At 63.4% G+C, this 22,278-nt stretch carries 17 protein-coding genes and 5 tRNA genes; 11 read left to right on the top strand and 11 right to left on the bottom strand.

The window, feature by feature from the left end; genetic code table 11:
* The first annotated feature begins 40 nt into the window (after positions 1–40).
* On the top strand, positions 41–1,624 hold the full coding sequence (gene proP, locus AC25Z0_RS06105) for a glycine betaine/L-proline transporter ProP (protein WP_488132607.1): 1,584 nt from the start codon (positions 41–43) through the stop codon (positions 1,622–1,624).
* A gap of 69 nt (positions 1,625–1,693) precedes the next feature.
* Here proP and AC25Z0_RS06100 read toward each other — a convergent pair whose 3' ends face one another.
* From AC25Z0_RS06100 to AC25Z0_RS06085, 4 genes are all read right to left on the bottom strand, one after another.
* Positions 1,694–3,856, bottom strand: a complete 2,163-nt coding sequence (locus AC25Z0_RS06100) for a 3-hydroxyacyl-CoA dehydrogenase NAD-binding domain-containing protein (RefSeq protein WP_488132606.1) — start codon at positions 3,854–3,856, stop codon at positions 1,694–1,696.
* 2 nt (positions 3,857–3,858) lie between these two features.
* A complete protein-coding gene (locus tag AC25Z0_RS06095; RefSeq protein WP_488132605.1) occupies positions 3,859–5,058 on the bottom strand; it encodes a thiolase family protein in 1,200 nt (399 codons plus the stop codon).
* A gap of 77 nt (positions 5,059–5,135) precedes the next feature.
* Positions 5,136–6,332, bottom strand: a complete 1,197-nt coding sequence (locus AC25Z0_RS06090) for a ribonuclease D (protein WP_488119296.1) — start codon at positions 6,330–6,332, stop codon at positions 5,136–5,138.
* A complete protein-coding gene (locus AC25Z0_RS06085) occupies positions 6,325–6,921 on the bottom strand; it encodes a DUF3000 domain-containing protein (protein WP_488119295.1) in 597 nt (198 codons plus the stop codon). The genes AC25Z0_RS06090 and AC25Z0_RS06085 overlap by 8 nt, the downstream gene beginning before the upstream one ends.
* 194 nt (positions 6,922–7,115) lie before the next feature.
* Here AC25Z0_RS06085 and AC25Z0_RS06080 point away from each other — a divergent pair, with 194 nt between their 5' ends.
* A complete protein-coding gene (locus tag AC25Z0_RS06080; protein WP_488132604.1) occupies positions 7,116–8,186 on the top strand; it encodes an alpha/beta hydrolase family protein in 1,071 nt (356 codons plus the stop codon).
* 20 nt (positions 8,187–8,206) lie between these two features.
* Here the strand turns inward: AC25Z0_RS06080 and AC25Z0_RS06075 are convergent, their stop codons facing one another.
* Both AC25Z0_RS06075 and AC25Z0_RS06070 read right to left on the bottom strand, forming a co-directional pair.
* On the bottom strand, positions 8,207–8,653 hold the full coding sequence (locus tag AC25Z0_RS06075; protein WP_488119293.1) for a SufE family protein: 447 nt from the start codon (positions 8,651–8,653) through the stop codon (positions 8,207–8,209).
* A gap of 39 nt (positions 8,654–8,692) precedes the next feature.
* Positions 8,693–9,613: a sulfurtransferase gene (locus AC25Z0_RS06070; protein WP_488119292.1), complete on the bottom strand. Its 921-nt coding sequence runs from the start codon at positions 9,611–9,613 to the stop codon at positions 8,693–8,695.
* Between the two features lie 182 nt (positions 9,614–9,795).
* Here AC25Z0_RS06070 and zapE point away from each other — a divergent pair, with 182 nt between their 5' ends.
* A complete protein-coding gene (zapE, locus tag AC25Z0_RS06065; protein WP_488119291.1) occupies positions 9,796–10,851 on the top strand; it encodes a cell division protein ZapE in 1,056 nt (351 codons plus the stop codon).
* A 196-nt stretch (positions 10,852–11,047) separates the two neighbouring features.
* Positions 11,048–12,268, top strand: a complete 1,221-nt coding sequence (locus AC25Z0_RS06060) for an ammonium transporter (protein WP_488119290.1) — start codon at positions 11,048–11,050, stop codon at positions 12,266–12,268.
* Between the two features lie 153 nt (positions 12,269–12,421).
* On the opposite strand, the gene AC25Z0_RS06055 is transcribed toward AC25Z0_RS06060, so the two are convergent.
* Together AC25Z0_RS06055 and AC25Z0_RS06050 are read right to left on the bottom strand one after the other, a co-directional pair.
* Complete coding sequence (locus AC25Z0_RS06055; RefSeq protein WP_488132603.1) at positions 12,422–13,855, bottom strand: sugar porter family MFS transporter; 1,434 nt, start codon at positions 13,853–13,855, stop codon at positions 12,422–12,424.
* A 94-nt stretch (positions 13,856–13,949) separates the two neighbouring features.
* A complete protein-coding gene (locus AC25Z0_RS06050; RefSeq protein WP_488132602.1) occupies positions 13,950–15,416 on the bottom strand; it encodes a sugar porter family MFS transporter in 1,467 nt (488 codons plus the stop codon).
* Positions 15,417–15,633: 217 nt separating this feature from the next.
* Here AC25Z0_RS06050 and AC25Z0_RS06045 point away from each other — a divergent pair, with 217 nt between their 5' ends.
* Positions 15,634–17,886, top strand: a complete 2,253-nt coding sequence (locus AC25Z0_RS06045) for an Ig-like domain repeat protein (RefSeq protein ID WP_488132601.1) — start codon at positions 15,634–15,636, stop codon at positions 17,884–17,886.
* Positions 17,887–18,083: 197 nt separating this feature from the next.
* Positions 18,084–18,770, top strand: coding sequence for a lysoplasmalogenase (locus AC25Z0_RS06040; RefSeq protein ID WP_488132600.1), 687 nt, complete (start codon positions 18,084–18,086; stop codon positions 18,768–18,770).
* 63 nt (positions 18,771–18,833) lie between these two features.
* Here AC25Z0_RS06040 and AC25Z0_RS06035 read toward each other — a convergent pair.
* Positions 18,834–18,906: transfer RNA gene (locus AC25Z0_RS06035), tRNA-Val, on the bottom strand.
* 161 nt (positions 18,907–19,067) lie between these two features.
* Here AC25Z0_RS06035 and AC25Z0_RS06030 point away from each other — a divergent pair.
* The 4 genes from AC25Z0_RS06030 to AC25Z0_RS06015 all read left to right on the top strand — a co-directional run bounded on the left by AC25Z0_RS06030 (position 19,068) and on the right by AC25Z0_RS06015 (position 19,531).
* A tRNA-Gly gene (locus AC25Z0_RS06030) sits at positions 19,068–19,139 on the top strand.
* 61 nt (positions 19,140–19,200) lie between these two features.
* Positions 19,201–19,274 (top strand) — tRNA-Cys (locus tag AC25Z0_RS06025).
* 26 nt (positions 19,275–19,300) lie between these two features.
* Positions 19,301–19,372: transfer RNA gene (locus tag AC25Z0_RS06020), tRNA-Val, on the top strand.
* 87 nt (positions 19,373–19,459) lie between these two features.
* A tRNA-Gly gene (locus AC25Z0_RS06015) sits at positions 19,460–19,531 on the top strand.
* Between the two features lie 61 nt (positions 19,532–19,592).
* Here AC25Z0_RS06015 and AC25Z0_RS06010 read toward each other — a convergent pair.
* Complete coding sequence (locus AC25Z0_RS06010) at positions 19,593–20,813, bottom strand: glycosyltransferase (RefSeq protein ID WP_488132599.1); 1,221 nt, start codon at positions 20,811–20,813, stop codon at positions 19,593–19,595.
* 35 nt (positions 20,814–20,848) lie between these two features.
* On the bottom strand, positions 20,849–21,430 hold the full coding sequence (locus AC25Z0_RS06005; RefSeq protein WP_488132598.1) for a TetR/AcrR family transcriptional regulator: 582 nt from the start codon (positions 21,428–21,430) through the stop codon (positions 20,849–20,851).
* 222 nt (positions 21,431–21,652) lie between these two features.
* On the opposite strand from AC25Z0_RS06005, the gene AC25Z0_RS06000 reads away from it, so the two are divergent.
* Positions 21,653–22,222 carry a HEAT repeat domain-containing protein gene (locus tag AC25Z0_RS06000; protein WP_488119283.1) on the top strand — a complete coding sequence of 190 codons (570 nt, stop codon included), beginning with the start codon at positions 21,653–21,655 and terminating at the stop codon, positions 22,220–22,222.
* The last annotated feature ends 56 nt before the right edge of the window (positions 22,223–22,278 follow it).

The following is a 22,278-nucleotide window of genomic DNA, read 5'->3' as shown; positions in this document are numbered from 1 at the left end:
GCGTGAATTGGACATTTGCCTCTGGAAAGGCTGTCCAGTCATGTCAGATGCCGAATCATCGGACCAACAAGACCCGGCTCGGCGACCACTTACTCGAAGCGATATCACGGTCGTTGACAGGCCGGTGTTGCGACGGGCCGTCGGAGCCGCTGCCCTCGGCAACGCGATGGAGTGGTATGACTTCGGCGTGTACGCCTACCTGGCCACCACCCTCGCGAGGGTGTTCTTTCCGCCGGGTGATATCGGCCTCGCGACACTCGCCTCGTTGGGCGCGTTCACGGCAGCATTCCTGGTGCGACCGATCGGCGGTGCCATCCTGGGGCCGCTTGGCGACCGACTAGGCCGCAAGCGAGTGCTCGCGCTCACCATGATCGTGATGGCTGCGGCTACGCTCTCCATCGGCCTTATTCCCGACTATGCGACCATCGGCATCTGGGCACCCATCCTGCTGTTGCTCGCCCGGCTGGTGCAGGGCTTCTCCGCAGGGGGTGAATACGGCGGCGCCGCAACGTACATCGCCGAGTACTCAACTGACCGGCGGAGAGGTTACGCCGGGTCCTGGTTGGAGTTCGGCACGCTGACGGGTTACGTGCTCGGCGCAACGGTGGTGACGCTCATCCAGTTCCTGATGACTGATGACATCTTGCTCTCCTGGGGGTGGCGCATTCCCTTCTTCATTGCGGGACCAATCGGATTGATCGGGCTGTATCTGCGGCTGCGGCTGGAAGAAACCCCTGCCTTCCAAAAGCAGCAGGAAGAGGCGTCGGAACGAGAACCGGAGAAGGTCACCCTTCGCGGTATCCTCGCGCAGAACTGGCAGGCTTTGCTCGTGTGTGTCGGACTGGTCCTGGTCTTCAACGTGACCGACTACATGCTGCTCACGTATATGCCCACCTATCTATCCGGAACGTTAGGGCGCGACGAGACGAGTGGGTTGCTGATCATCATCGTGGTAATGGTCATGCTGATGGGGGTGATGGCATCCGGTGGCCGGCTGTCAGACCGCTTCGGACGTAAACCTGTGTTGTACGCCGGCTGCCTGGGGTTCTTCCTGTTGTCGTGGCCGGCGTTGAAACTGATCCAGTCGGACAATGTCTTCGTGAGCTTCTCCGGGCTGCTCGTGCTCGGCCTGCTCCTCGTCACATTCATGTCGACCATGCCGTCGACTCTTCCCGCACTGTTTCCGACGGCCATCCGCTACGGTGCACTGGCCATCGCCTTCAACGTCTCCGTCTCCATATTTGGTGGCACAACTCCACTCATCACAGAAGCGCTCGTTCAAGCTGCAACGGATGCCGACCTCCCGTTCGCGCTCGATATACCTGCGTTCTATCTCATGCTCGCAGCTTTCATCGGAGCGGTTGCTGTCTACTTCACGCATGAGACCGCACAGAGGCCGCTCATGGGGTCAGGCCCCGCTGTCGCCTCGATCGCGGAGGGCAAGATCGTGATGATGCAGTATGCCGACCCGGAGTCAGAGGTCTCGCAGTCCAGTTGGGGTCAGCACTTTGCCGCGTCAGGAGAAGACGCAGAGCCGGAGCCGGAGTCGACCAAACAGTCGCCCGAACTGCCGCCCGATGAGCCGCCAGCGCCGCACCCGCCCAGGGACGCCTCTCAGAATTGACGCAACAGGCCCGATCGGTGAACTCGCCGATCGGGCCTGTCGTGTGTGTCTGGTTGTGTGTGCTTGTGGTTAGGCGCTGGCCGCGGCCAGGCTCTCCTGTTCGACACCTCGTATCGGCGGGTGGTGGAACGTGTCACCGAAGACACGCTCGCTCGCGCCAACGCGGTCGAGGTACGGGGTCGCGCCACCCATCTGGAACGGCCAGCCAGCACCGAGGATCATGCACAGGTCGATGTCCTCTGCCGCGTGCACGACCTCGTCGTCGAGCATCCGCTTGATCTCGTCTGCCAGGCCGTCTTCGACGCGGCGGAGGATTTCGTCCCCGGTCATCGGAGTCGTTCCGCCGGCGACAATCTTCTGGGCGCCCTTGTCGAAGCCCTTGATCTTGCCCTTGGCGTCGCGGTCCAGAATCTTGCCGTGTTCAGCCAGCTTGTGCAGGTTCTCGCTCTCGAAGAAACGATCGGGGAACGCGGCGTGGTGCGTGTCCAGCACGTGTGCGCCCACCTTGAGACCCACAAGTTCGAGCAGCTCGAACGGCGTCATCGGCAGGCCGAACGGTGCAAGGGCGCCGTCAACGACCTCGAACGGCGTGCCGGTGTCGACGGCGTGCATGGCCTCCCCGAGCAACTTCGCCAGGATGCGGTTCACCACGAAGCCAGGGGTGTCGCGGGTGATGACAGCGTTCTTCCGCAGCTTGCTGGCGACCACCATCGCCGTCGACAGGGTTTGCTCGTTCGTCAGCGGGGTGTTCACCACCTCGATCAACGGCATGACAGCGACCGGGTTGAAGAAGTGGAACCCGACGAGTCGCTCAGGGTGTTCCAGCTTCGCGCCGATCTTCTCCACAGAGAGCGACGAGGTGTTCGTCGCCAGGATGGCGTCTGGTGCAATGTGCTTCTCGATCTCGGCGAAGACGTCCTGCTTCACGCCGAGTTCCTCGAAGACAGCCTCGATCACCCAGTCGGCGTCGGAGAAGTCGGCCTTGTTCGTTGTACCGGTGACGAGCGCCTGCAGCCTGTTTGCCTCGTCAGACGAGATACGACCCTTGCTGGCAAGTGTGTTGATCTCGTCGTGAATGTACGCGACGCCCTTATCGACACGAGCCTGGTCGAGGTCGGTGATGACAACGGGAACCCGCAGGCGACGCACGAACAGCAGCGCGAACTGGCTGGCCATGAGGCCTGCACCGATCACGCCGACCTTGGTGATCGGCTTGGCAAGTGCCTTGTCTGGGGCACCGGCCGGGCGTTTCGCTCGCTTCTGCACCAGGTTGAAGGCGTAGATGCTGGCCTGGAGCTGGTCGCCGGTGACGAGGGTGGCCAGGGCGTCGTCTTCGCGCTCGAAGCCCTCTGCCTTGGTGCCGCTCTTCGCGGCCTTCAGCAGGTCGAGTGCCAGGTATGGCGATTTCGCGATGGTGCCGATGCGGTTCTCGAGCATCTTGCGGGCGATGCCGACAGCGGCGTCCCACTTGACGAGTCGCTCGATTTTGCCTGGCACGTTCGGCCGGGAGACCGCGGTGGTCCCCGCGATCACGCCATCTGCCCATGCGATCGACTTCTCGAGGAACGTCGACGACGGGAACATGACGTCGGCGATGCCGAGCTCCAGCGCATCCTTGCCCTTGAGGGTGCGGTTGTTCTTCAGCGGGTTCTCGATGACGACCTTGAGGGCGTTCTCGATGCCGATCAGGTTCGGCAGCAGGTAAGCCCCGCCCCAGCCGGGAATCAAACCGAGGAAGACCTCTGGCAGCGCGATGGCGGGCACCGACTCATCGACGGTGCGGTAGTCGGCGTTCAGTCCGATTTCAAGGCCACCACCGAGCGCGAGCCCGTTGATGAAGACGAAGGACGGCACGCCAAGCTCCGCCTGCTTGCCGAGCGCGAAGTGCCCGAGCTGCGCCAACTGCTTACCAACGGCGAACGAGGGGATTGCGGCAACCTTGCTGAGGTCTGCGCCGGCCGCGAGGATGAACGGCTTGCCCGTGACGGCAACACCGTGGATCTCGCCGCGAGCTGCACGCTCCTTCAGGGTGTCCATCGTCGCGGCGAACTCCAGCAGGGTCACCGGTCCGAGAGTGTTCGGCCTGGTGTGGTCTCGCCCGTTGTCGAGGGTGACGAGCGCCAGCGTGCGTCCGCCAGAGATCGGCACGTCGCGCACGAGGGAGTGCGTGACGACCTCATCGGCGGAGAGCTCAACCAGCGGGGAGAAGTCGATTGCGGAGTAGTCAGTCATCGTTACTTGGCCTTCCGGTTGAAGTGCGGGTTTTCCCAAATGACGGTGCCGCCCTGGCCGAGGCCGACGCACATCGCGGTGAGTCCGTAGCGCACCTCAGGGTGCTCAACGAACTGTGCAGCGAGCTGGTTCATCAGTCGCACGCCAGACGATGCAAGCGGATGCCCGATGGCGATGGCCCCGCCGTACTCGTTGACGCGCGGGTCGTCATCGTCGATGCCGAAGTGGTCGAGGAACGAAATCACCTGGACGGCGAACGCCTCGTTCAGTTCGAACAGCCCGATGTCGGTGATCGACAAGCCGGCCTTCCGCAGCGCCTTCTCCGTGGATGGGACGGGTCCAAGCCCCATGACCTCCGGTTCGACGCCGGCGAAGGCGAAGCTCACCATCTTCATCTTGACGCCCAGGCCGAGCTCTTTCGCCGTTGCACCGCTGGCCAACAGGCAGGCGGTCGCGCCGTCGTTCAGGCCGGATGCGTTGCCGGCGGTGATCCGGCCGTGTGGGCGGAACGGAGTCTTCAGGGTCGCAAGCCCCTCCAGCGTCGTTTCGGGGCGCGGAGCCTCGTCACGGGTGGCAAGCCCCCAGCCGGATTCGCTGCGGATGGCGACGGGAACGAGATCGGGCTGGATCTTGCCTGCTGCGTACGCCGCGGCAACCTTCTGCTGGCTGCGCAGCGCGTAGCGATCAGAGCGTTCCTTCGTGTACGTGGGGAACCTGTCGTGGATCCGTTCCGCCGTCGCGCCCATGGCAAGCGCGTCTTCGCTGACGAGCCGCTCTGAGAGGAAACGCGGGTTGGGATCAACACCTGAACCCATCGGGTGGCGTCCCATGTGCTCGACGCCCCCGGCAATGGCGAGGTCGTATGCGCCGAATCCGATTGCCGAGCCCATCGTCGTGACGGAGGTCATGGCACCGGCACACATGCGGTCAATCGCGAACCCGGGTACCGACTTCGGCAGTCCAGCCAGGATGGCCGCCGTGCGCCCGAGAGTCAGGCCCTGGTCGCCGGTCTGCGTCGTTGCGGCAATTGCCACATCGTCAATGCGATCACCCGGCACGCCGGGGTTTCGCTCCATCAGCCCGATGATCGCCTTGACCACCAGGTCATCGGCCCTGGTATTCCAGTACATGCCTTTTTCGCCGGCGCGCCCGAACGGGGTTCGAACCCCGTCCACGAAGACGACTTCTGCTCTCTCGGCCACTTTGCCTCCATCATTCGGATCAGATCACACTGATCCTATGTGGGGGTAAAACAGCCGACAGAATCCTTTGACTGTTTCTACGAAGCCGGTTCGGGTGCCGGGTTGATCGTTTGGTGGGCTTCCACAAAGGCATCGGCGATTATCTGTGCGGTTGCGTCAATTTGCCACGGTCGTGCACCGAGAGCTCTGAGCGCTTCAGAAACGGTTTCCACGGTGATCGGCTCTGGGGGAGTCCAGGCCGTGCGCCGGAGATGGTCAGGCGTCAGGAGATTCTCAACCGGAATCGACAGTTCATCGCCGAGCGCAACGAGAGCCGTTCTGGCTGCCTTGTATCGCGCGTCGGCTTCTGGGTTGCGATCCGACCACGACCGTGGCGGAGGCAGCGTATCGCCGTTGGATTTGAAGGACGGCAGGTCATCGGTGGTCAGGCCAGCCTGGACGGCGTTCCACCAGCGGTCAAGTTCGCTTCTGCTGGCACGTCCGCTGAATTCCCGCAGCTCTGCCAATGCGTGCTTCGAGGTCGGGGCGACGCGCGCAACGGCCACCAGCGAGGCATCCGGAACGAGGCGCCCAGGGGAGACGTCCTGCTGCTGGGCGAGTTCGTCCCTGGCCTGCCACAGCTCGCGGGCAATGGCCAGATTGCGCTGGCCCCTCACAGAGTGCACGCCGGAGAGTCTGCGCCAGGGGTCAACCCGCGGCGCCTTCGTCTCCTTGGCGAGCGTGGCGGCGAATTCCTGGTTGGCGATCTCTGTCTTACCGGCATCCGCCAGCATCTCCACCATGCGGTCGTGAAGGTCTGGCAGGTATTCAACGTCAAGTGCCGCGTAGACCAGCCAGGATTCAGGCAGCGGTCTCGTCGACCAGTTGGCCGCGGAGTGCTCCTTGGCCAGATGGGTGCCGAGCAGCTCTTCCACGACAGTGCCGAGGCCAACGCGTGGGATGCCGAGCAGGCGGGCAGCCAACTCGGTGTCGAAGATGGTGGTGGGATCAATGCCGACTTCGCGCAGGCAGGCGAGGTCCTGGCTGGCGGCGTGCAGGATCCAGACCTCGTCAGCGAACGCGTCGTTCAATTCGGCGAAGTCTCCGATCGCCGGGGGGTCAAACAAGAAGGTGCCTGCATCGCGACGGAAGACCTGGATCAGGTACGCGCGTTGCGAATAGGTGAAACCGGATGCGCGCTCAGCGTCGATCCCAATTGGTCCCGTTCCGCCCCGCAGTGCGTCAAGAGCGGCGAGGTAGCCCTCGCGGGTGTCGATTACGAGATGATCAGCCACGGGTGGCCCTTCTGGCGGTCAACGAACTGATGCCTTCGCTTACCGGCGGGAGGCCGGCAAGCATGCAGAGGAGTTCGCCCCATCCTTCTAAATGCGGTGCCAAGTTACGGCCAAGCGGGGTCCATGACGCCCGAAGTTCAATCTGTGCTCCATCGCCCTGTTCGGCGAGCTGGCCGAAACCCGACGAGAGGATCTTGGTTGCCGTGCCGGACGCCGCCTCATACTCGGCACCGTGCGCCTTCAATGCGTCAACCAGCCATGACCAGGTGACTTCTGCCACGAACGGGTCAAGACCGATGTCGGTTTCGAGGGGTGCATGGGCGAAACAGACGACGCGGAACACGCCGCCCCATTCCTCAGGTGCTTCTGGGTCGTAGAGCAGCACGAATCTGCCGGTTCCGAGGTCTGAGTCACCTTCGTGCCTGGCTGGTTTCACGTCAGCGGCGAATGCGATTGCGTATGGCGCGAGGCCGGAGGGCGCCGCCATTTCACGAACGACAAGGTCCGCTCTGGTTGCCGCTCGGCGAATAGAGTCGCATGCTGCGGTGAATTCCGCAGGGAGCGGTTGCTGATCTTGTGTTTCGGGCACGTCAGCAGACTAGAGTTTTTTTCAGGCGCTGTCGGTGAGGCACGCCGAACGGGGAGGTGCTGGTCGTGGTCAACCGTCGTCAGACTCGCGAACCACTGTCGGTCGTAGCACGGGCAGGGTTAGCAGTCGGTACCGGTGTAATTCTTGCTGCCAGCACGATTGCGACGCTGTCTGCCGTCATGGCGAGGCGAGTCGTGACTCCGCCCAGGCACCATGACCAGGACACCCGGATACTTGCCGTCAACGATCGTGAACACACCGTCACGCTCCGGTCGACCCCTGAGGCGATCATTCCCGGCCGGTATGGGCTGTGGTTCTCGTCTGATACCGGGCACGCCAGGGTTGGCGACATCGTGGCATCTTCGCCGACGACGGTGACTCGCACGCTGATCGACGTTGACTTCGGCAACATCCACGCCGCAAAAAAGGGCAGGCTCGGCGCCTGGTTCTATCTCGGGCCCTGGGACCTCGAACTTCCGTTCAGGAATGTCGCGGTGGCGACTGAGCTCGGTGACGCGCCGGCGTGGCTGGTACCTGCTGCACACGCGGGCGACACCGAAGAGACTCAGGACTCCGGCAAGTGGGTCATCCAGGTGCACGGCAGGGGAGTGCGCAGGCAGGAGACCCTCCGTGCCATACCGGTGTTCCACGAAGCTGGGTACACGTCATTGTTGGTGTCGTACCGAAACGACGGCGATGCCCCGCGGAGCGACGATGGGCGCTACGCCCTCGGCGACACCGAATGGCAGGATGTCGACTCAGCGCTCGACTATGCGGTCGCCAATGGGGCCACCAGCGTGGTGCTGATGGGCTGGTCGATGGGCGGTGCAATCGTGCTGCAGACCGCGACTCGATCGAAGCACCGCGACCTGATCGTCGGAATCGTGCTCGACTCTCCGGTTGTGAACTGGAACGACGTTCTCGCCTATCAGGGCAAGCTCCTTCGCTTGCCGGCGCCCGTTGCCTCCGGCGCCGTGCAGGTGTTGGGCCAGTCGTGGGGCGGAATCTTCACGGGCCAGGAAGCACCGATTGACTTCCATCGGCTGGATTTCGTGGCCAGGGCAGGTGAACTCGCCATACCGCTGCTCGTCATGCACAGCGACGACGATGGGTATGTGCCGGCGACAGCGTCGAGGCAGCTCGCGGAACTGCGCCCGGACATTGTCACCTTCGTGCCGTTCACCAGGGCAACACACACCCGGCTCTGGAACTACGACCGAGACACCTGGAACGCCGCCATCACCGACTGGCTGTCAGCGCGCTGAGTCACCTCGTGAGCGAGGTTTTACGCCTGCGATTGCTGGCGATCTCGCAGCTGCCGCTTCGTGCGCGCCAGCAGGGCGCTCATGCCCCTGATCCGGAGGGGAGAGACCGCCTTCGTAAGCCCGATCGACTGTGGGTAGTCATCGGGCACATCGAGCACCTCCTGCACGGTCAGGCCATCGAGCCCCTGCGCCAGGATCGAGGCAAAGCCTCGGGTTGTCGGTGATTCCCTGGGCGCCGTCGCATAGAGGTGCACGGCGCCATCGTCGTCAACCTCGACGAAGATGAAGACGGGGGACTGGCACTCGACGACCCGCTCGAAGAGGTCTGGATGATCGCGGTACCGCTCTGGAAGACCGGGGAGTTCGTTGGAGAACTCGAGCAGCAGTTGCAAACGGTCTGGCTGCTCAAGCGCGAGGAAATCGTCGCGGATCTCAGCCAGCATGGCGGGTAGGTCGGTGGAGGTCATCTCTTCTATTGTTCCACTGCGCTGTATCGATTCGCTGCCCTATCGTTCAGCCGGTGCCAGACGAGGACGAGGTGCGGCACCGCGGTCGGTTCCGACCTGGATCGGGACTCGAACCGAGTTGCCCCATTCCGTCCACGACCCGTCATAGTTTCGAACACCCTCGAAGCCCAGCAGGTGTGTGAGCACGAACCAGGTGTGGCTCGACCGCTCGCCGATGCGGCAATAGGCGATCACACTGTCTCCCTCCGAGAGGCCGGCTTCGTCACGATAGATGGCATCGAGGTCAGCGCGTGATTTGAAGGTCGCGTCTGCCTCGGCTGCACGACCCCACGGCACGGATGCCGCCGAAGGAATGTGCCCGCCACGCAGTGCGCCCTCCTCTGGGTATGCGGGCATAGTGGTGCGCTCGCCCGAGTACTCCTCAGGGGAACGAACATCAATGAGGGGATTGCCGAAGTGGGCGAGCACGTCGTCACGCAATGCGCGAATGGGCGCGTCATTCCGGTCGACAACGGGGTAGTCAGCGGGGACTACTGTCGTGGCATCCGTTGTGAGCTCTCGCTCCTCTGCGCGCCATTTATCGCGGCCGCCGTCGAGGAGGCGCACGTCGTCGTGGCCGAAGAGCGTGAAGACCCACAGGGCGTATGCGGCCCACCAGTTGCTCTTGTCTCCGTAGATCACCACGGTTGAATCCCGTGCGATTCCCTTTGACCCGAGCACCCTGGCGAACTCGGCCGCGGTGACGAAGTCGCGCTGCACCGGATCATTGAGGTCGGTGTGCCAGTCGATCTTGACCGATCCCGGAATGTGGCCGGTTTCATAGAGGAGAACGTCCTCATCGGACTCGACGACGACGAGGCCGGGGGAGCCGAGGTGTTCCTGGAGCCAGGCTGTCGAGACAAGTCGCTCCGGGTGGGCGTACGCGGCGAATTTCGTTGCCGGGTCGAGTGCGACAGACATGGTGGACCTCCAGGGGGTGCCGCGGACGGCACGCAATCAGTTGGGCTGCGGATTAGGCTGTTTACGGCCCGCATAGTGAATCTACGCAATCCGGGTGAACGCCGCATCAACGCGGTAATCCTTCGACACGGTACCTTCGACACAGAGTGCTGCCCACACGGCACGAGATATGGGAATTCGCAATGACGCATGGCGCCACACAGCGGGCAGATCGATTGACTGACCGCACACCGAGCATCACCGGCGCCGAGATCGTCGCGGAACTCGTGCCGCCACCGCAGTTCGAGAACGCGTCGTTTGAGTCCTATCGACCAGACCCTGCGTTTCCCTCCCAGGCCGAGGCAGTGGTCAGGCTGGGCGAGTTCGCCGGCGTGTGGCGTGCACAGCAGCGATCGGGCGGATTCTTTTCCCGAAATCGCAAGGTGAAGACTGAGCTTCCCGGCATCTACCTCGACGGCGGGTTCGGCGTTGGCAAGACGCACCTTCTCGCCGCGCTGTGGCATGCAGCTCCTGGGCCCAAGTACTTTGGCACGTTCATTGAGTACACGGCTCTTGTCGGCGCTCTCGGCTTCGCGGACACCGTGGCCCAGCTGCGCGGCGCGAAGCTCATCTGCATCGACGAATTCGAGCTTGACGACCCGGGCGACACCATGATGATGACCCGGTTGCTCGGGGAGCTCATCGCGACGGGGACCCGCGTGGCTGCGACCTCGAACACCCCGCCGAACTCGCTGGGAGAGGGGCGCTTCGCGGCATCCGACTTCCTGCGCGAGATCCAGGCCATGTCGTCGAATTTTGAGACCCTGCGCATCGACGGCCTCGACTACCGCCGCCGCGACACGGAAGGCCGAGCGACGACTGTCGATCGCGACCAGCTCGATCACCTCGTCGGCTCGCTCGTCGATCGGGGGTCCCGCGTCACTGAGGACGACTTCGGTACGTTGATGGCGCACCTGGCCACCGTGCATCCGTCGAAGTACATCAAGCTGATCAAGGACGTCGACGTCATCGGCATCCGCGACGCCTATCTGCTCACCAATCAAACGGATGCCCTGCGTCTCGTTGCGTTCATCGACCGCGTGTACGACGCGGAGATTCCCATCATCTCGAGTGGACTGCCGCTGAACGATGTCTTCGACGCCGACATGATGAACGGTGGTTACCGCAAGAAATACCAGCGTTCACAGTCTCGGATGGTCGCGCTGACCACAGGAGAGCTTCCACCGCACACTGCCTAGCCCGCACACCGCATTCGGGGGTATCCGAAACATTCTCTTAACACTCTCGCGTCGTACGTAACCTCGGTGAAACATGCCGGGGTGCCCGGCGAAACGTCGAGGATCGAGTATTGGGCCATACCCGAGTAATGACGTGCTCCATGCGAACACCGATAACGCTCGCGGTAAACCTGAAACTCGAGTGTGAGGACAACCTATGGACACGGGCAGCATTGCTTGGGGAATAACGGCCACCGCATTGGTGCTGTTCATGACCCCAGGCGTCGCATTCTTCTACGGCGGTTTGGTCAAGGCCAAGAGCGTCGTCAGCATGATGATGATGAGCTTCGGAGCACTCGGATTGATCAGTGTGCTGTGGATCCTCTACGGCTTCAACATGAGCGCAGTTGACAGCCCGACGCAGTTTGCGGGCAACCCATTCTCCGACTTCGGTCTGGGGAACCTGGCAACGGGTGAGACGGCGAACACCGACCTGCTGGGGGCCACCTTCGGTGCCACGTTCGCGATCATCACCGTCGCGCTGATCTCTGGGGCGATCGCAGACCGCGCCAAGTTCGGCTCGTGGATGATCTTCGCCGGCATCTGGGCGACGCTGGTCTACTTCCCGGTTGCAGCCTGGGTCTGGGGCGGCGGCTGGATCATGAGCCTCGGCGAGACCCTGGGTCTTCCCGGCGTCATCGACTACGCCGGTGGAACCGCGGTCCACATCAACGCCGGTGCAGCAGCACTCGCCCTTGCGATCGTTCTCGGCAAGCGTGTCGGCTTCCAGAAGGGCATCACCAAGCCGCACAACGTGCCGCTCGTGCTCATCGGCGCCGCAGTTCTGTGGTTCGGCTGGTTCGGCTTCAACGCCGGCGCTGAATGGCTGAACGGCCTGGCCAACGTCGGCATCATCGTTATCAACACCCTGGGCGCAACCGCCGCAGCCATCATCGGTTGGATGATCGTTGAGAAGGTCAAGGACCGCAAGGCCACGTCCGCTGGTGCAGCATCCGGTGCGATTGCCGGTCTGGTCGCGATCACCCCGTCCTGTGCAAACCTCGAACCCGGTTGGGCCCTGCTCCTCGGTCTCATCGCAGGTGCCGTCTGCGCCATGGCGATCGAGCTCAAGTTCAAGCTCGGCTTCGACGACTCGCTCGACGTTGTCGGAATCCACCTCGTCGGTGGTCTTATCGGAACCCTGTACCTCGGCTTCTTCGCCATCGACACCGGTCTCTTCACCGGCGGCGACCTCGGTCAGCTCACCGTTCAGGCCATCGCAGCCTTCGCAGTGCTCATCTACTCGTTCGTCGTGGCGCTGCTTCTCGGCCTCGCGATCGAGAAGACGATCGGATTCCGCATCAAGCACGAAGACGAGCTCGCTGGCGTTGACACCTTCGTTCACGGCGAAGAGGGATACGCACTCGAGACTGTCTAATCACAGCTCGTCACAGCACGTCGCCTTCGGGCGTCTGGGCGGTGAGGTAGCGCGGATGTGTCCACACACACATCCGCCGCCTCACCGCCCTTCTGTGTTGTGGGCGCGGTGTTGTGGGCGCGGTGCTGCAGGTGCGGTGCTGTAGGTGCGGTGTCAGCTGCTGCTGGACTTCTTCTTCGACACGAAGAGGGTGTCTGCCTGTTCAAGCGACATGCCGTTCGTCTCAGGCACCACCCGGAACACGAAGATGAACGAGAGCGCCGCGAATACGGCGTACATGCCGTAGGTGAACACCAGCGAGAACGCGGCCAGCGGGGGGAACGAGACGGTGATCAGGAAGTTCGCGATCCACTGGGCGGATGCCGCAAGGCCGAGTGCCTTCGCCCTGATGGAGTTCGGGAAGATCTCGCCGAGCAGCACCCAGACGACAGGTCCCCACGATGCGCCGAAGGAGATGACGAAGAGGTTCGCGGCGATGAGCGCGATGGGTCCCCACGGCCCGGTCAGGGACGGAGAGCCGTCGACGGTGACCGCCTGGGAGAACGCCAGCGCCATAACGCCGAGCGTGACGGCCATGCCGGCAGAGCCGAACAGCAGGATGGGGCGGCGGCCGACCCTGTCTACCAGGGCAATGGCGACCAGGGTGACCAGGATGTTGGTTACAGACGTATACACCGAAATGGCGAAGGAACTGCTTTCGCCGAATCCAACGGACTGCCACAGTGTCGTTGAGTAGTAAAAGATGACATTGATGCCGACGAACTGCTGAAACATCGACAGGGCGATGCCCACCCAGATGATCGGCTTCAGCCCGAAGGCCGGACCGCGCAGGCTGCCGGGCTTCATTGCACGCTGGTCGGCCTGGATGTTCTCCTGGACGTCGCGCAGCGAACGATCCAGCTCATCGGCGGGAATGATAGTGGCCATGATGGCTTTGGCCTGATCGTCCCTTCCCTTCTGGATGAGGTAGCGGGGCGACTCCGGCAGCAGAAGGGCGATTACGCCATAGACGATCGCGGGTACGGCGCCGGCAAGAAACATCCAGCGCCAGGCCGCCAGGCCGAACCAGAGTTCGTTCAGTGCGCCGCCTGCGGCTCCCGCGAAGAGGGCATCAGACAGCAGCGCGGCGAAGATACCAACGGTGATGGCGAGCTGTTGCAGTGACCCCAGGCGCCCGCGCATCTTTCGGGGCGAGATTTCGGCGATATACGCGGGCGCGATCACCGACGCAATGCCGATGCCAAGTCCACCAATGACCCGCCAGAAGATGAGGTCCCAGACGGAAAAGGCGAGACCGGTACCGATAGCGCTGAGCAAGAACAGTACAGACCCGACAACCATTGTCGGAATCCGGCCCCACCGGTCTGCGATGCGCCCTCCGACGAATGCGCCGATCGCACACCCGATGAGGGCACTGGCTACGGCAAATCCGGTGAGGGCGTCCGTCAAATCGAACTCACTGGACAGGCCGTCGACGGCACCGTTGACGACCGAGGAATCGAAACCGAACAGGAAGCCGCCGACAGCGCCGGCGAGGGCCAGCACGATGACTCGTGCGGTGTGCGGGTTGCTCGCTGGAGTGCTCACGCTCCGACGTTACATCGACATCCCAGAAGAGGGGATAGGCAGGTTTGAGCTAGATTTCAGCCTGCGGTGCGCTCGGGCAGCATCCGCTGAATGGCTAGACGCTGCTTCCCTCTGCAACGGTCGCTGGGGCGGGGTTGCTCGTCTTCTTTTTCGACACGAAGAGCGTTTCGGCCTGCTCGAGAGACATGCCGTTCGTCTCTGGCACGACGCGGAACACGAAGATGAACGAGAGTGCAGCGAACAACGCGTACATGCCGTACGTGAGCACGAGTGACAGCTCAGCCAGCGGCGGGAACGACACGGTGATCAAGAAGTTCGCAATCCACTGGGCGGATGCCGCAAGGCCGAGTGCCCGCGCCCTGATCGCGTTCGGGAAGATCTCGCCGAGCAGCACCCAGACGACGGGTCCCCATGATGCGCCGAACGCGACAACAAACACGTTCGCGGCGATGAGCGCGGTCGGGCCCCATGCGCCAGTGAGCGACGGCGCACCGTCAACGGTGACTGCCTGCGAGAAGGCCAGCGCCATGACGGCCAGGGACACGGCCATGCCGGCGGAGCCGAACAGCAGGATGGGACGGCGGCCGACCCTGTCGACGAGCGCGATGGCGATCAGGGTGACCACGATGTTGGTCACCGAGGTGAACACCGAGATCGTGAACGAGTTGCTTTCGTCGAAGCCGACGGACTTCCACAGGGTCGTTGAGTAATAGAAGATGACGTTGATGCCGACGAACTGCTGGAACATCGACAGGGCGATACCGATCCAGACGATGGGCTTCAATCCGAACACCGGTCCGCGCAGGCTGCCACTGGTCTTGGCGAGCTTGTCTGCCTCGATGCCGTCGTGGATATCGCGCATTTGGCGCTCAAGTTCGTCGGAGGGAACGATGGTCGCCATGATGGCGCGAGCCTTGTCCTCCTTGCCGTTCTGCATGAGGTACCGCGGAGACTCGGGGAGCAGCAGGGCGATCACACCATAGACGAGCGCAGGAACGGCGCTGGCGAGGAACATCCAGCGCCAGGCTTCGAGGCCCCACCAGAGTTCGTTCGAGGCGCCATCTGCCACGTTGGCGAAGATGGAGTCGGAGAGCAGCGCGGCGAAGATGCCGATGGTGATCGCGAGTTGCTGCAGTGATCCAAGGCGGCCACGCATTTTTCGGGGTGATATCTCGGCGATGTATGCCGGCGCGATGACAGAGGCGATGCCGATGCCGAGGCCGCCGACCACGCGCCAGAGGATGAGGTCCCAGACCGAGAAGGCAAGCCCGGTACCGAAAGCGCTGATCAGGAAGAGCGCTGCGCCGACGAGCATCGTGGGGATTCGCCCCCACCGGTCGGCCACGCGCCCCGCGGCGTACGCACCGACAGCGCAGCCGATGAGCGCGCTGGCGACGGCAAAGCCGGTGAGGGCCTGGGAGAGTTCGAACTGGCCCTGGAGCGCATCGACGGCGCCGTTGACGACTGAAGAATCGAACCCGAAGAGGAAACCACCCACAGCGCCTGCGACTGCCAATGTGATGACTCGGGCGGTCTGGGAAGTGCGCGCTGAAGATTTCACCCTACGACGTTACATTGCGAATGAGGTCGCGTTGACCGCCTGCCCCGTAGACGGGGGGTCTATGGGGGAGCGTGCCCTGTGATTCCGGCCTGAGGTCTATCCCGCAAAGTGGGGTGGCAGGTGGTCGGGGCGCTGCGAGGTGCACCTGGGCATCGCTGCTAACGTGTGGATTCGTAGCGGTTCGCTACAGATCATCACGAACTGAAAAGGTCACTGGATGCACCGCCGCACTATGCCTGCCCTCCGCTCTCTCCCGCGTTCGTTCTCGAACTCCCGTGCCATGTTCGGCGGCGCTGGGGTGGTGGCATTGCTGGCGCTGCCCCTGGTGGCCGTGGCTCTTCCCGCACCCAGTGCACAGGCTGCTCCGGCCGCCCTTCCCGCCTCCGCGACGAGCACTGCCGTCGTGGGGCGCGTCACGGTGCACGCGCAGACCGGCAACGGGTACTGGTTGCAGGGCGGCGCCGTTGACCCGCTGGCCAACCGCCTGTACCTGGCAGATTCCACTGCAGGCGGTGATCCGAGCCTCGCGATTGTCGAGCTGGACACGAACTCGGCGCGCAGCGTTCTTCTCGGCGGCCCTGCTGGCGCCACCGCGATCGACGCTGCAGTGTCGCCCATTGACGGGTCCGTTTACGTCGTGCTAACCGCCCCAGCTGCAACCGCATCTGTGGTCTCTATCGTTGACCCAGACGCCGACTACGCTGCATCGGCTCCGCCGACGGTTCCCGTCGGTGTCAACGCCCAGAAGATCGACGTTGGCGCCGACGGTCGTGCATACGTCACGAGCCTCGACGACGGGACCGTGTCGGTGCTCCTGCCCGTTGGAGGGCCCGCGAAGCTGGCAGTCGTCCAGACGCTCACCGGGCTCGCGACGGCGGAAGCGACGACGGCGCTGGATGCCTCACGCGGAGTGCTGTACATCGCCAGCGAGCGAACAAGCACCATCACGTCCATCGATGTGTCGGCGAGCCCGGCTGCCGTGATCGGCACATTCGCCGTCGATCACGCGCCGACGGGAATCTCGGTGGACGCGCGTACCGGCGATCTGGTCATCGTCACGCCGGATTCGAATTCAGTCTCCTGGTTCACCCCGTTAGCTAGTGGGGCGACTGTCACGCCGCATCGCTCGGAGGCGCTCGGCACCGATACCTCTGGCTCATTCCTCCTTCCGTTGTCGGCCAGCGTCCGTGCCGACGGCAGCACCCTCGTCGTTTCGCAGGCAAACGGCGCATCCGCCTCGTTCGTCTCCGTGGTACCCGCTGTGGTTGACGCGCAGCACCCTGTGCACACGGTGACAGTCGGCGACCTGGCGTTCTGGGGAATCGAAGACTCCCGCGCCGGTGGCACGCTCTATGTGCCGAACGCCGGAAACGGCACGGTCTCGGTCATCTCTGACGTCACTCTCGCCTCAGTTCCCACCGCAGTGTCGTATGGGGCTGCGACGTCGCTCAATGCGACCGTGACACGTGCCGATGGCCAGCCGATCACGGCATCCGTTGCGTTCACTGACGCCGGTGGCGCCTCACTCGGTTCAGCCTCCGTTGACACTGACGGCCATGCAGTCCTCGACCTCGGCGTGCGAGCCGTGGGTGACGTGCTGTTCACCGCGGCAGTCCTTACGCCGTCCACGCTCTCACTGGCCGTGAGTGGTAGCGCGACGACCAGCAAGGCGGCGACCACGACGACTGTGGCTCTTGACTCTGCCAGCGTGTTGGAGGGGGCGGATGTCGCGGCAACCATCTCGGTTCGGGGGGCCAACGGCGCCAGTGGCACAGCGCCGACGGGGGCTGTCACGCTTCGGGATGGATCTGGGGCAGCTGTGAGTCGCGCGGTACTGGCTGCCGGCAGCTCTCGTGTGGTGCTCTCCGGCCTCCCCGCGGGCACCGTGCAGCTCACAGCGACGTACGACGGCGACAGCTCGTATGTGGCGTCCACGTCCGCTGGTGCGGCTCTCACGGTCGCAGCGCGCACTCCCGACCTCGTCCTTGACGATCCGGCATTGGTCGTGGGCGGCGAGGTCACGCTGCAGCTGACGGGCTTTGCGCCGAACGAGGCTGTTGACCTGACGCTGCACTCCGACCCGATTCGCTTGGGCTCCGCGACTATGAATGCCTCCGGAAGCGGGTCATTCACGTTCATGACGCCGGTTGTCGACCCAGGCACGCACACCATCGTCGCGGCGGGCGCGACGTCTGGCCGGACGGCGTCGTTCTCCGTCACGGTTGCCCAAGCACCTGGCGTCGTGGTGCCGAACCCGACCCCGACCCCGACCCCGACCCCGGCACCCGGCGTGTCGACGCCTGCAGCCGTACCTGTGACTCAGGTTTCTGGCCAGAGCGGGGCGCTGGCGTCGACGGGGGTTGAACCGATCGGCTCCGGCCGCGCAGCCGGCGGACTCGCACTGCTCGCAGTTGGCCTGGTCATGGTCGCGATTCGTCGCACTCGACGTTCAGCGCTTCAGCAGGAGTAACCGGTCGACGGGTAGTCGGGGGAGGAACCGCGGAGCGCCGCCATCGAAAAGTGTTCGGCGGTGGCGTTCCGTGCATTCTGCGCCCATGTGCGACGAATATCGTCGCCAACTGCGATTCTGGCGCCGGAAACATCTGTGCACCGAGGAGAGTCTCAGTACAGTGAGTGAGACATCCGTCCCACAGTGAAGTGAGTACCGTGCCAGAACCCAGAACTGCCGTCCGGCCTGCATCCGTTATCGCGTTTCTGCCACTCATTGTGGCCAGCGCGGTTCACCTGGGTGCGATTCTGCTGTCCGTGAACGATGTCGTGGTGTGGACCAAGCCGTTGCTCATGCCGGCGTTGGCCATCGGGCTCGTCTGGGCGACGCCGATTCGTCGCTCGCCCGTGATCGTGCTCGGGGTCATTGCCCTGTTCTTCTCGTGGGCAGGGGACGTCACGCTCCGCTGGTTCGTTATCGGACTGGCGTGCTTCCTGGTGGCGCACATTGCCTACCTGGTGCTTTTCGTCACCCGGCTGGCTGTGCGCCGCATTCGATGGTGGGCCATCGGCTACGGGGCCTGGCTCGTCGTGCTGCTCGTACTGCTGGCGCCGAACACCGGCCCGCTGCTGATCCCGGTCGTCATCTACGGCACCGTTCTCTGCGGGATGGCGGCAGTCGCGTCTGCCTGCAACCGCTGGATCGCGTGGGGAGGAGCGTTCTTCGTGGCGTCCGACTCGATCCTGGCCATCGACCGTTTCTTGCCATCCGCCGACCTGCCGATGTCGAACTTTCTGATCATGACCACGTACATCGCTGCCCAGACGCTCATCGTGTGGGGGATCCTTCACCATGAGCGGGCCCGCGTGTCGATGCAGGTGCCTGCGGCAGTCGCTCACGCCTGACGAACGGGAGGAGAAAGCGCGCAGGGAAACAAAAAACCCCCGGGATAACCGGGGGTTTTGTTGTGGGCGATACCGGACTCGAACCGATGACCTCTTCGGTGTGAACGAAGCGCGCTACCAACTGCGCCAATCGCCCATGCGGTGAAAACGTGCTTCGACCGCGAATATCGATACTAGTCCACGCGGGAATGGCTCCGCACGCCAGGGCGCGCGAAACGCCGCTCAGTTCTTCAATTTGTTTTCCTGCCCCGCTTCGGTATAAAGTCTTCTACGTCGCAGAGATGCGGAAAACAAAATGCGGATGTGGCGCAGTGGTAGCGCATCACCTTGCCAAGGTGAGGGTCGCGAGTTCGAATCTCGTCATCCGCTCGAATGGAACAGAATCGCCTCGCAAGAGGCGGTTCTCTTCATTTGGTGGTGAACCCAAAACGGTGGATTGGCCGAGAGGCGAGGCAGCGGCCTGCAAAGCCGTATACACGGGTTCGAATCCCGTATCCACCTCCACTCTTGAGAACTTGTTCGCAAGATATGGGCGATTGGCGCAGCGGTAGCGCGCTTCCCTGACACGGAAGAGGTCACTGGTTCGATCCCAGTATCGCCCACAGAAAAACCCCTGAGAAACCGGGGGTTTTCTTTGTTTAAGTCGGTTGCGTGCGCTGTATGCGCTGCCGATCTGAACTGAATTTCCCGCGGATGTGGCGCAGTGGTAGCGCATAACCTTGCCAAGGTTAGGGTCGCGAGTTCGAATCTCGTCATCCGCTCAGAACAATGAAAAAGCCCGCCAGGGAGACCTGGCGGGCTTCTTCTGCGTGTGTCGCCGGCTCAGCGAACCAGCGCGCTCCGCTCAAGCGTCTTGGACTGCGCTGTCCTGTACAGCTCCTCATAGCGGAGCGTGATCGCCGTGCTGTCGTGCGTGAGCGAATGCTCGTACGAGTGCCGCCTCATCGCGGAATACCCCTCACCCGGCAGCGACAGGATCGTCTCTACTGCCCTGGCAAGGTCGATCGGGCTCTGCGGTGGCACCAGGATGCCGTTCAGTCCGCGGTCGATGAGATGTGGCAGCGCCATGGCATCAGCCAGCACAACGGGAACGCCGCTGGCCATGGCCTCCAGCGTCGCGATGCTCTGCAGCTCAGCCGTTGATGGCATGACAAAAACGGATGCCTGTGTGTACAGCATGTCGATCTGGCCGTCGGTCACCCGACCGTGGAACTGCACACGCTCGGCTACCCCGAGCGACTCTGCAAGTTTCTCCAGTCGACGGAGCTCTGTGCCGCCACCCACAATGTCGAGATGCGCGGACAGGGAGCTGGGAAGCATGGCGAACGCCTGCAGCAGCGTGTCCAGGCGTTTCTCCGCGTCAAGCCTGCCGACATAGAGCACCCTGTTGCCCGCTGGACGGTCGAAGTGCGGTGCGAATCGGCTGAGATCCACGCCGCACGACAGTGGGATGATCGAGCCGACAGTGGTGTTCTCTGCCAGGTAACGCGCGGCAATCGGAGTCGGACTCGTCACGATGTCGGCACCGCCAAGCACCGATGAGGCGAGGCTCCAGCCGTATCGGGTCAGCGGTGGGTGCAACTGGCGCGGGAGTCCGCTGTATTCAATGATGTTGTCCGGCATCACGTGGTTGGTGGCAACGAGTGGAATGTGCCGTGACCTGGCTTCGATGCTCAGTGCGCGTCCGATGTTGATGAATGACTGGATGTGCACCACGTCTGGCTGCACCTGCTCGATGACAGTGGCGACGGCTTTCCTGATCTCCCACGGCGGGGGGAACCGGATCCAGTCGTGCAGGAGCCAGCGCACGCTGCGCAGTCTGTGTACCGTGATGACTTCTCCGTCGAGAATCTCTGCCTGGGTGCTGCTGAAGCGGCTTGTCGATGGCGCGACCACGTGCACGTCGTGTCCGCGCCGCGACAGGCGAACGGCGAGGTTGCGGGCGAAGCGTGCAGCCCCATTGATATCTGGCGCAAACGTGTCGGCTCCGATGAGAACGCGCATCGGTCGTTCTGACGTGTCAGGCAACGGTGTGGATTCCATTCGTGAAAGTCGTGAAAGCGAGGAGGTGCCTGGCATCAGCGGGGGAGCGGCGTCGCCTGCGCCGGGTTGAGGGCGTCGAGCATGAGACTCAGGTAGCGTCGTCGCGTGGCGCGGTCCTGACTGACAGCGCCAAGACCCATGGTCACCATGGCAAGCAGGTTCGGGATGTCGCTCGGCTCGATATCTGCGCGCAGGTTCCCTGCGGCCTGCGCCCTGGCGATGGCCGGCGTAATGGCCTCCATGCTCCTGCCGAGGAATTCGGTCGTGACCTCTGCCATGTTTCCAATCGACGAGACCATGCCGTGTTCCGTCAGTGCGAGATCGGCCAGGCGTTCTGCGACGTCAAGCAGGACGAACCTCGGGGTGTTGCTCTCTCCAAACGCGGCGAGGAGCGGCTCGATCTCTGAGACGAAGATCTCCTCGTACACCGCATGCGCGAGAGCCTGCCGACTGGGGAAATGGCGATACAGCGTCGCCACCCCGACACCGGCATCCGTCGCGATACCGGTCAGGCTGCGTGACCCGTCACCGACGGAGAATGCGCGCTTGGCTGCTGCGATGATCCGGGAGACGCTGGAGAAGGCATCCGAGCGAATCGACGTCGTCGCACTGCCCATGTTACTTCCCCCCCATGCTGCAGTTCTACCCCCGGCTGGGGGCACTTTTTGTTGATGGTAGCGCACTCTCATTTCGAGAGATACCGCTCGTTTAGGGGGTATTTGCGAAATGGGGGCACCGATGGTCGGAGGACGCAGCGCCGCTGGCAGCGACCTTGCCAGCGACCTTGCCAGCGACCTTGCCAGCGTCCGACCAGCACGGCACGGTAACCTTGAACGGTTATGCGCGCCGAATCTGAATCACAGCCCACCGTCCCCGTCGACCTTCCCCTCTCTGAGCGACTGGAGGCGGCAATCGTGCGATACGGCGAAGCCGACGTCCTGAAGCGTGCCGTTGCCCTCACGGAGGGCGCTATGGCCGGCGAAGACTTCCTGCTCTATGTCGGTGGCCACCACGCCCAGGGGCTGCTTGACGGCGCTCCTGCCCTGTATTGGCCAGAACTCTGGGGCATGCGTGCCCTGCTGCACGTCTGGGACCCGTCTGCCGGCACCGCCGTCAAGAACGGCCTGGAGAACCAGTCATGGCGCGTTCGCGAAATGAGCGCCCGTGTCAGCCAGGAACGCGACCTAAACGTCGCACCGTCGCTCGTCGCACTCCTGACAGACGAGTCAGCTCGCGTACGCGCTGCGGCCGCCCGTGCACTCGGTGTCTGTGGACGCGAAGAAGATCTCCCTGCCCTCGAAGCGCGCTTGCGCGACCCAGACAAAGATGTCCGCCGCGCGGCCCAGCAGGGACGCGATCAGCTGCGGAAGCGTTTCCCCCAGCCGAGCAACGCCGCAGACTCCCACTAAAGTTAACGGGTACACCAAAACAGGGAGTTAAACACGTGGCTGACGGCTTTGAGCTA

This window comes from Leifsonia sp. Y862 (assembly GCF_057669585.1).
Note: the sequence above shows the minus strand (reverse complement) of the source record. Positions and strands in the feature narration are given on the sequence as shown.

Bases quoted from the DNA above. Each gene is read 5' to 3' on its own strand.
- proP (WP_488132607.1), top strand. From the start codon at position 41: ATGTCAGATGCCGAATCATCGGACCAACAAGACCCGGCTCGGCGACCA.
- AC25Z0_RS06100 (WP_488132606.1), bottom strand. From the start codon at position 3,856: ATGACTGACTACTCCGCAATCGACTTCTCCCCGCTGGTTGAGCTCTCC.
- AC25Z0_RS06075 (WP_488119293.1), bottom strand. From the start codon at position 8,653: ATGACCTCCACCGACCTACCCGCCATGCTGGCTGAGATCCGCGACGAT.
- AC25Z0_RS06070 (WP_488119292.1), bottom strand. From the start codon at position 9,613: ATGTCTGTCGCACTCGACCCGGCAACGAAATTCGCCGCGTACGCCCAC.
- zapE (WP_488119291.1), top strand. From the start codon at position 9,796: ATGACGCATGGCGCCACACAGCGGGCAGATCGATTGACTGACCGCACA.
- AC25Z0_RS06060 (WP_488119290.1), top strand. From the start codon at position 11,048: ATGGACACGGGCAGCATTGCTTGGGGAATAACGGCCACCGCATTGGTG.
- AC25Z0_RS06045 (WP_488132601.1), top strand. From the start codon at position 15,634: ATGCACCGCCGCACTATGCCTGCCCTCCGCTCTCTCCCGCGTTCGTTC.
- AC25Z0_RS06010 (WP_488132599.1), bottom strand. From the start codon at position 20,813: ATGGAATCCACACCGTTGCCTGACACGTCAGAACGACCGATGCGCGTT.
- AC25Z0_RS06005 (WP_488132598.1), bottom strand. From the start codon at position 21,430: ATGGGCAGTGCGACGACGTCGATTCGCTCGGATGCCTTCTCCAGCGTC.
- AC25Z0_RS06000 (WP_488119283.1), top strand. From the start codon at position 21,653: ATGCGCGCCGAATCTGAATCACAGCCCACCGTCCCCGTCGACCTTCCC.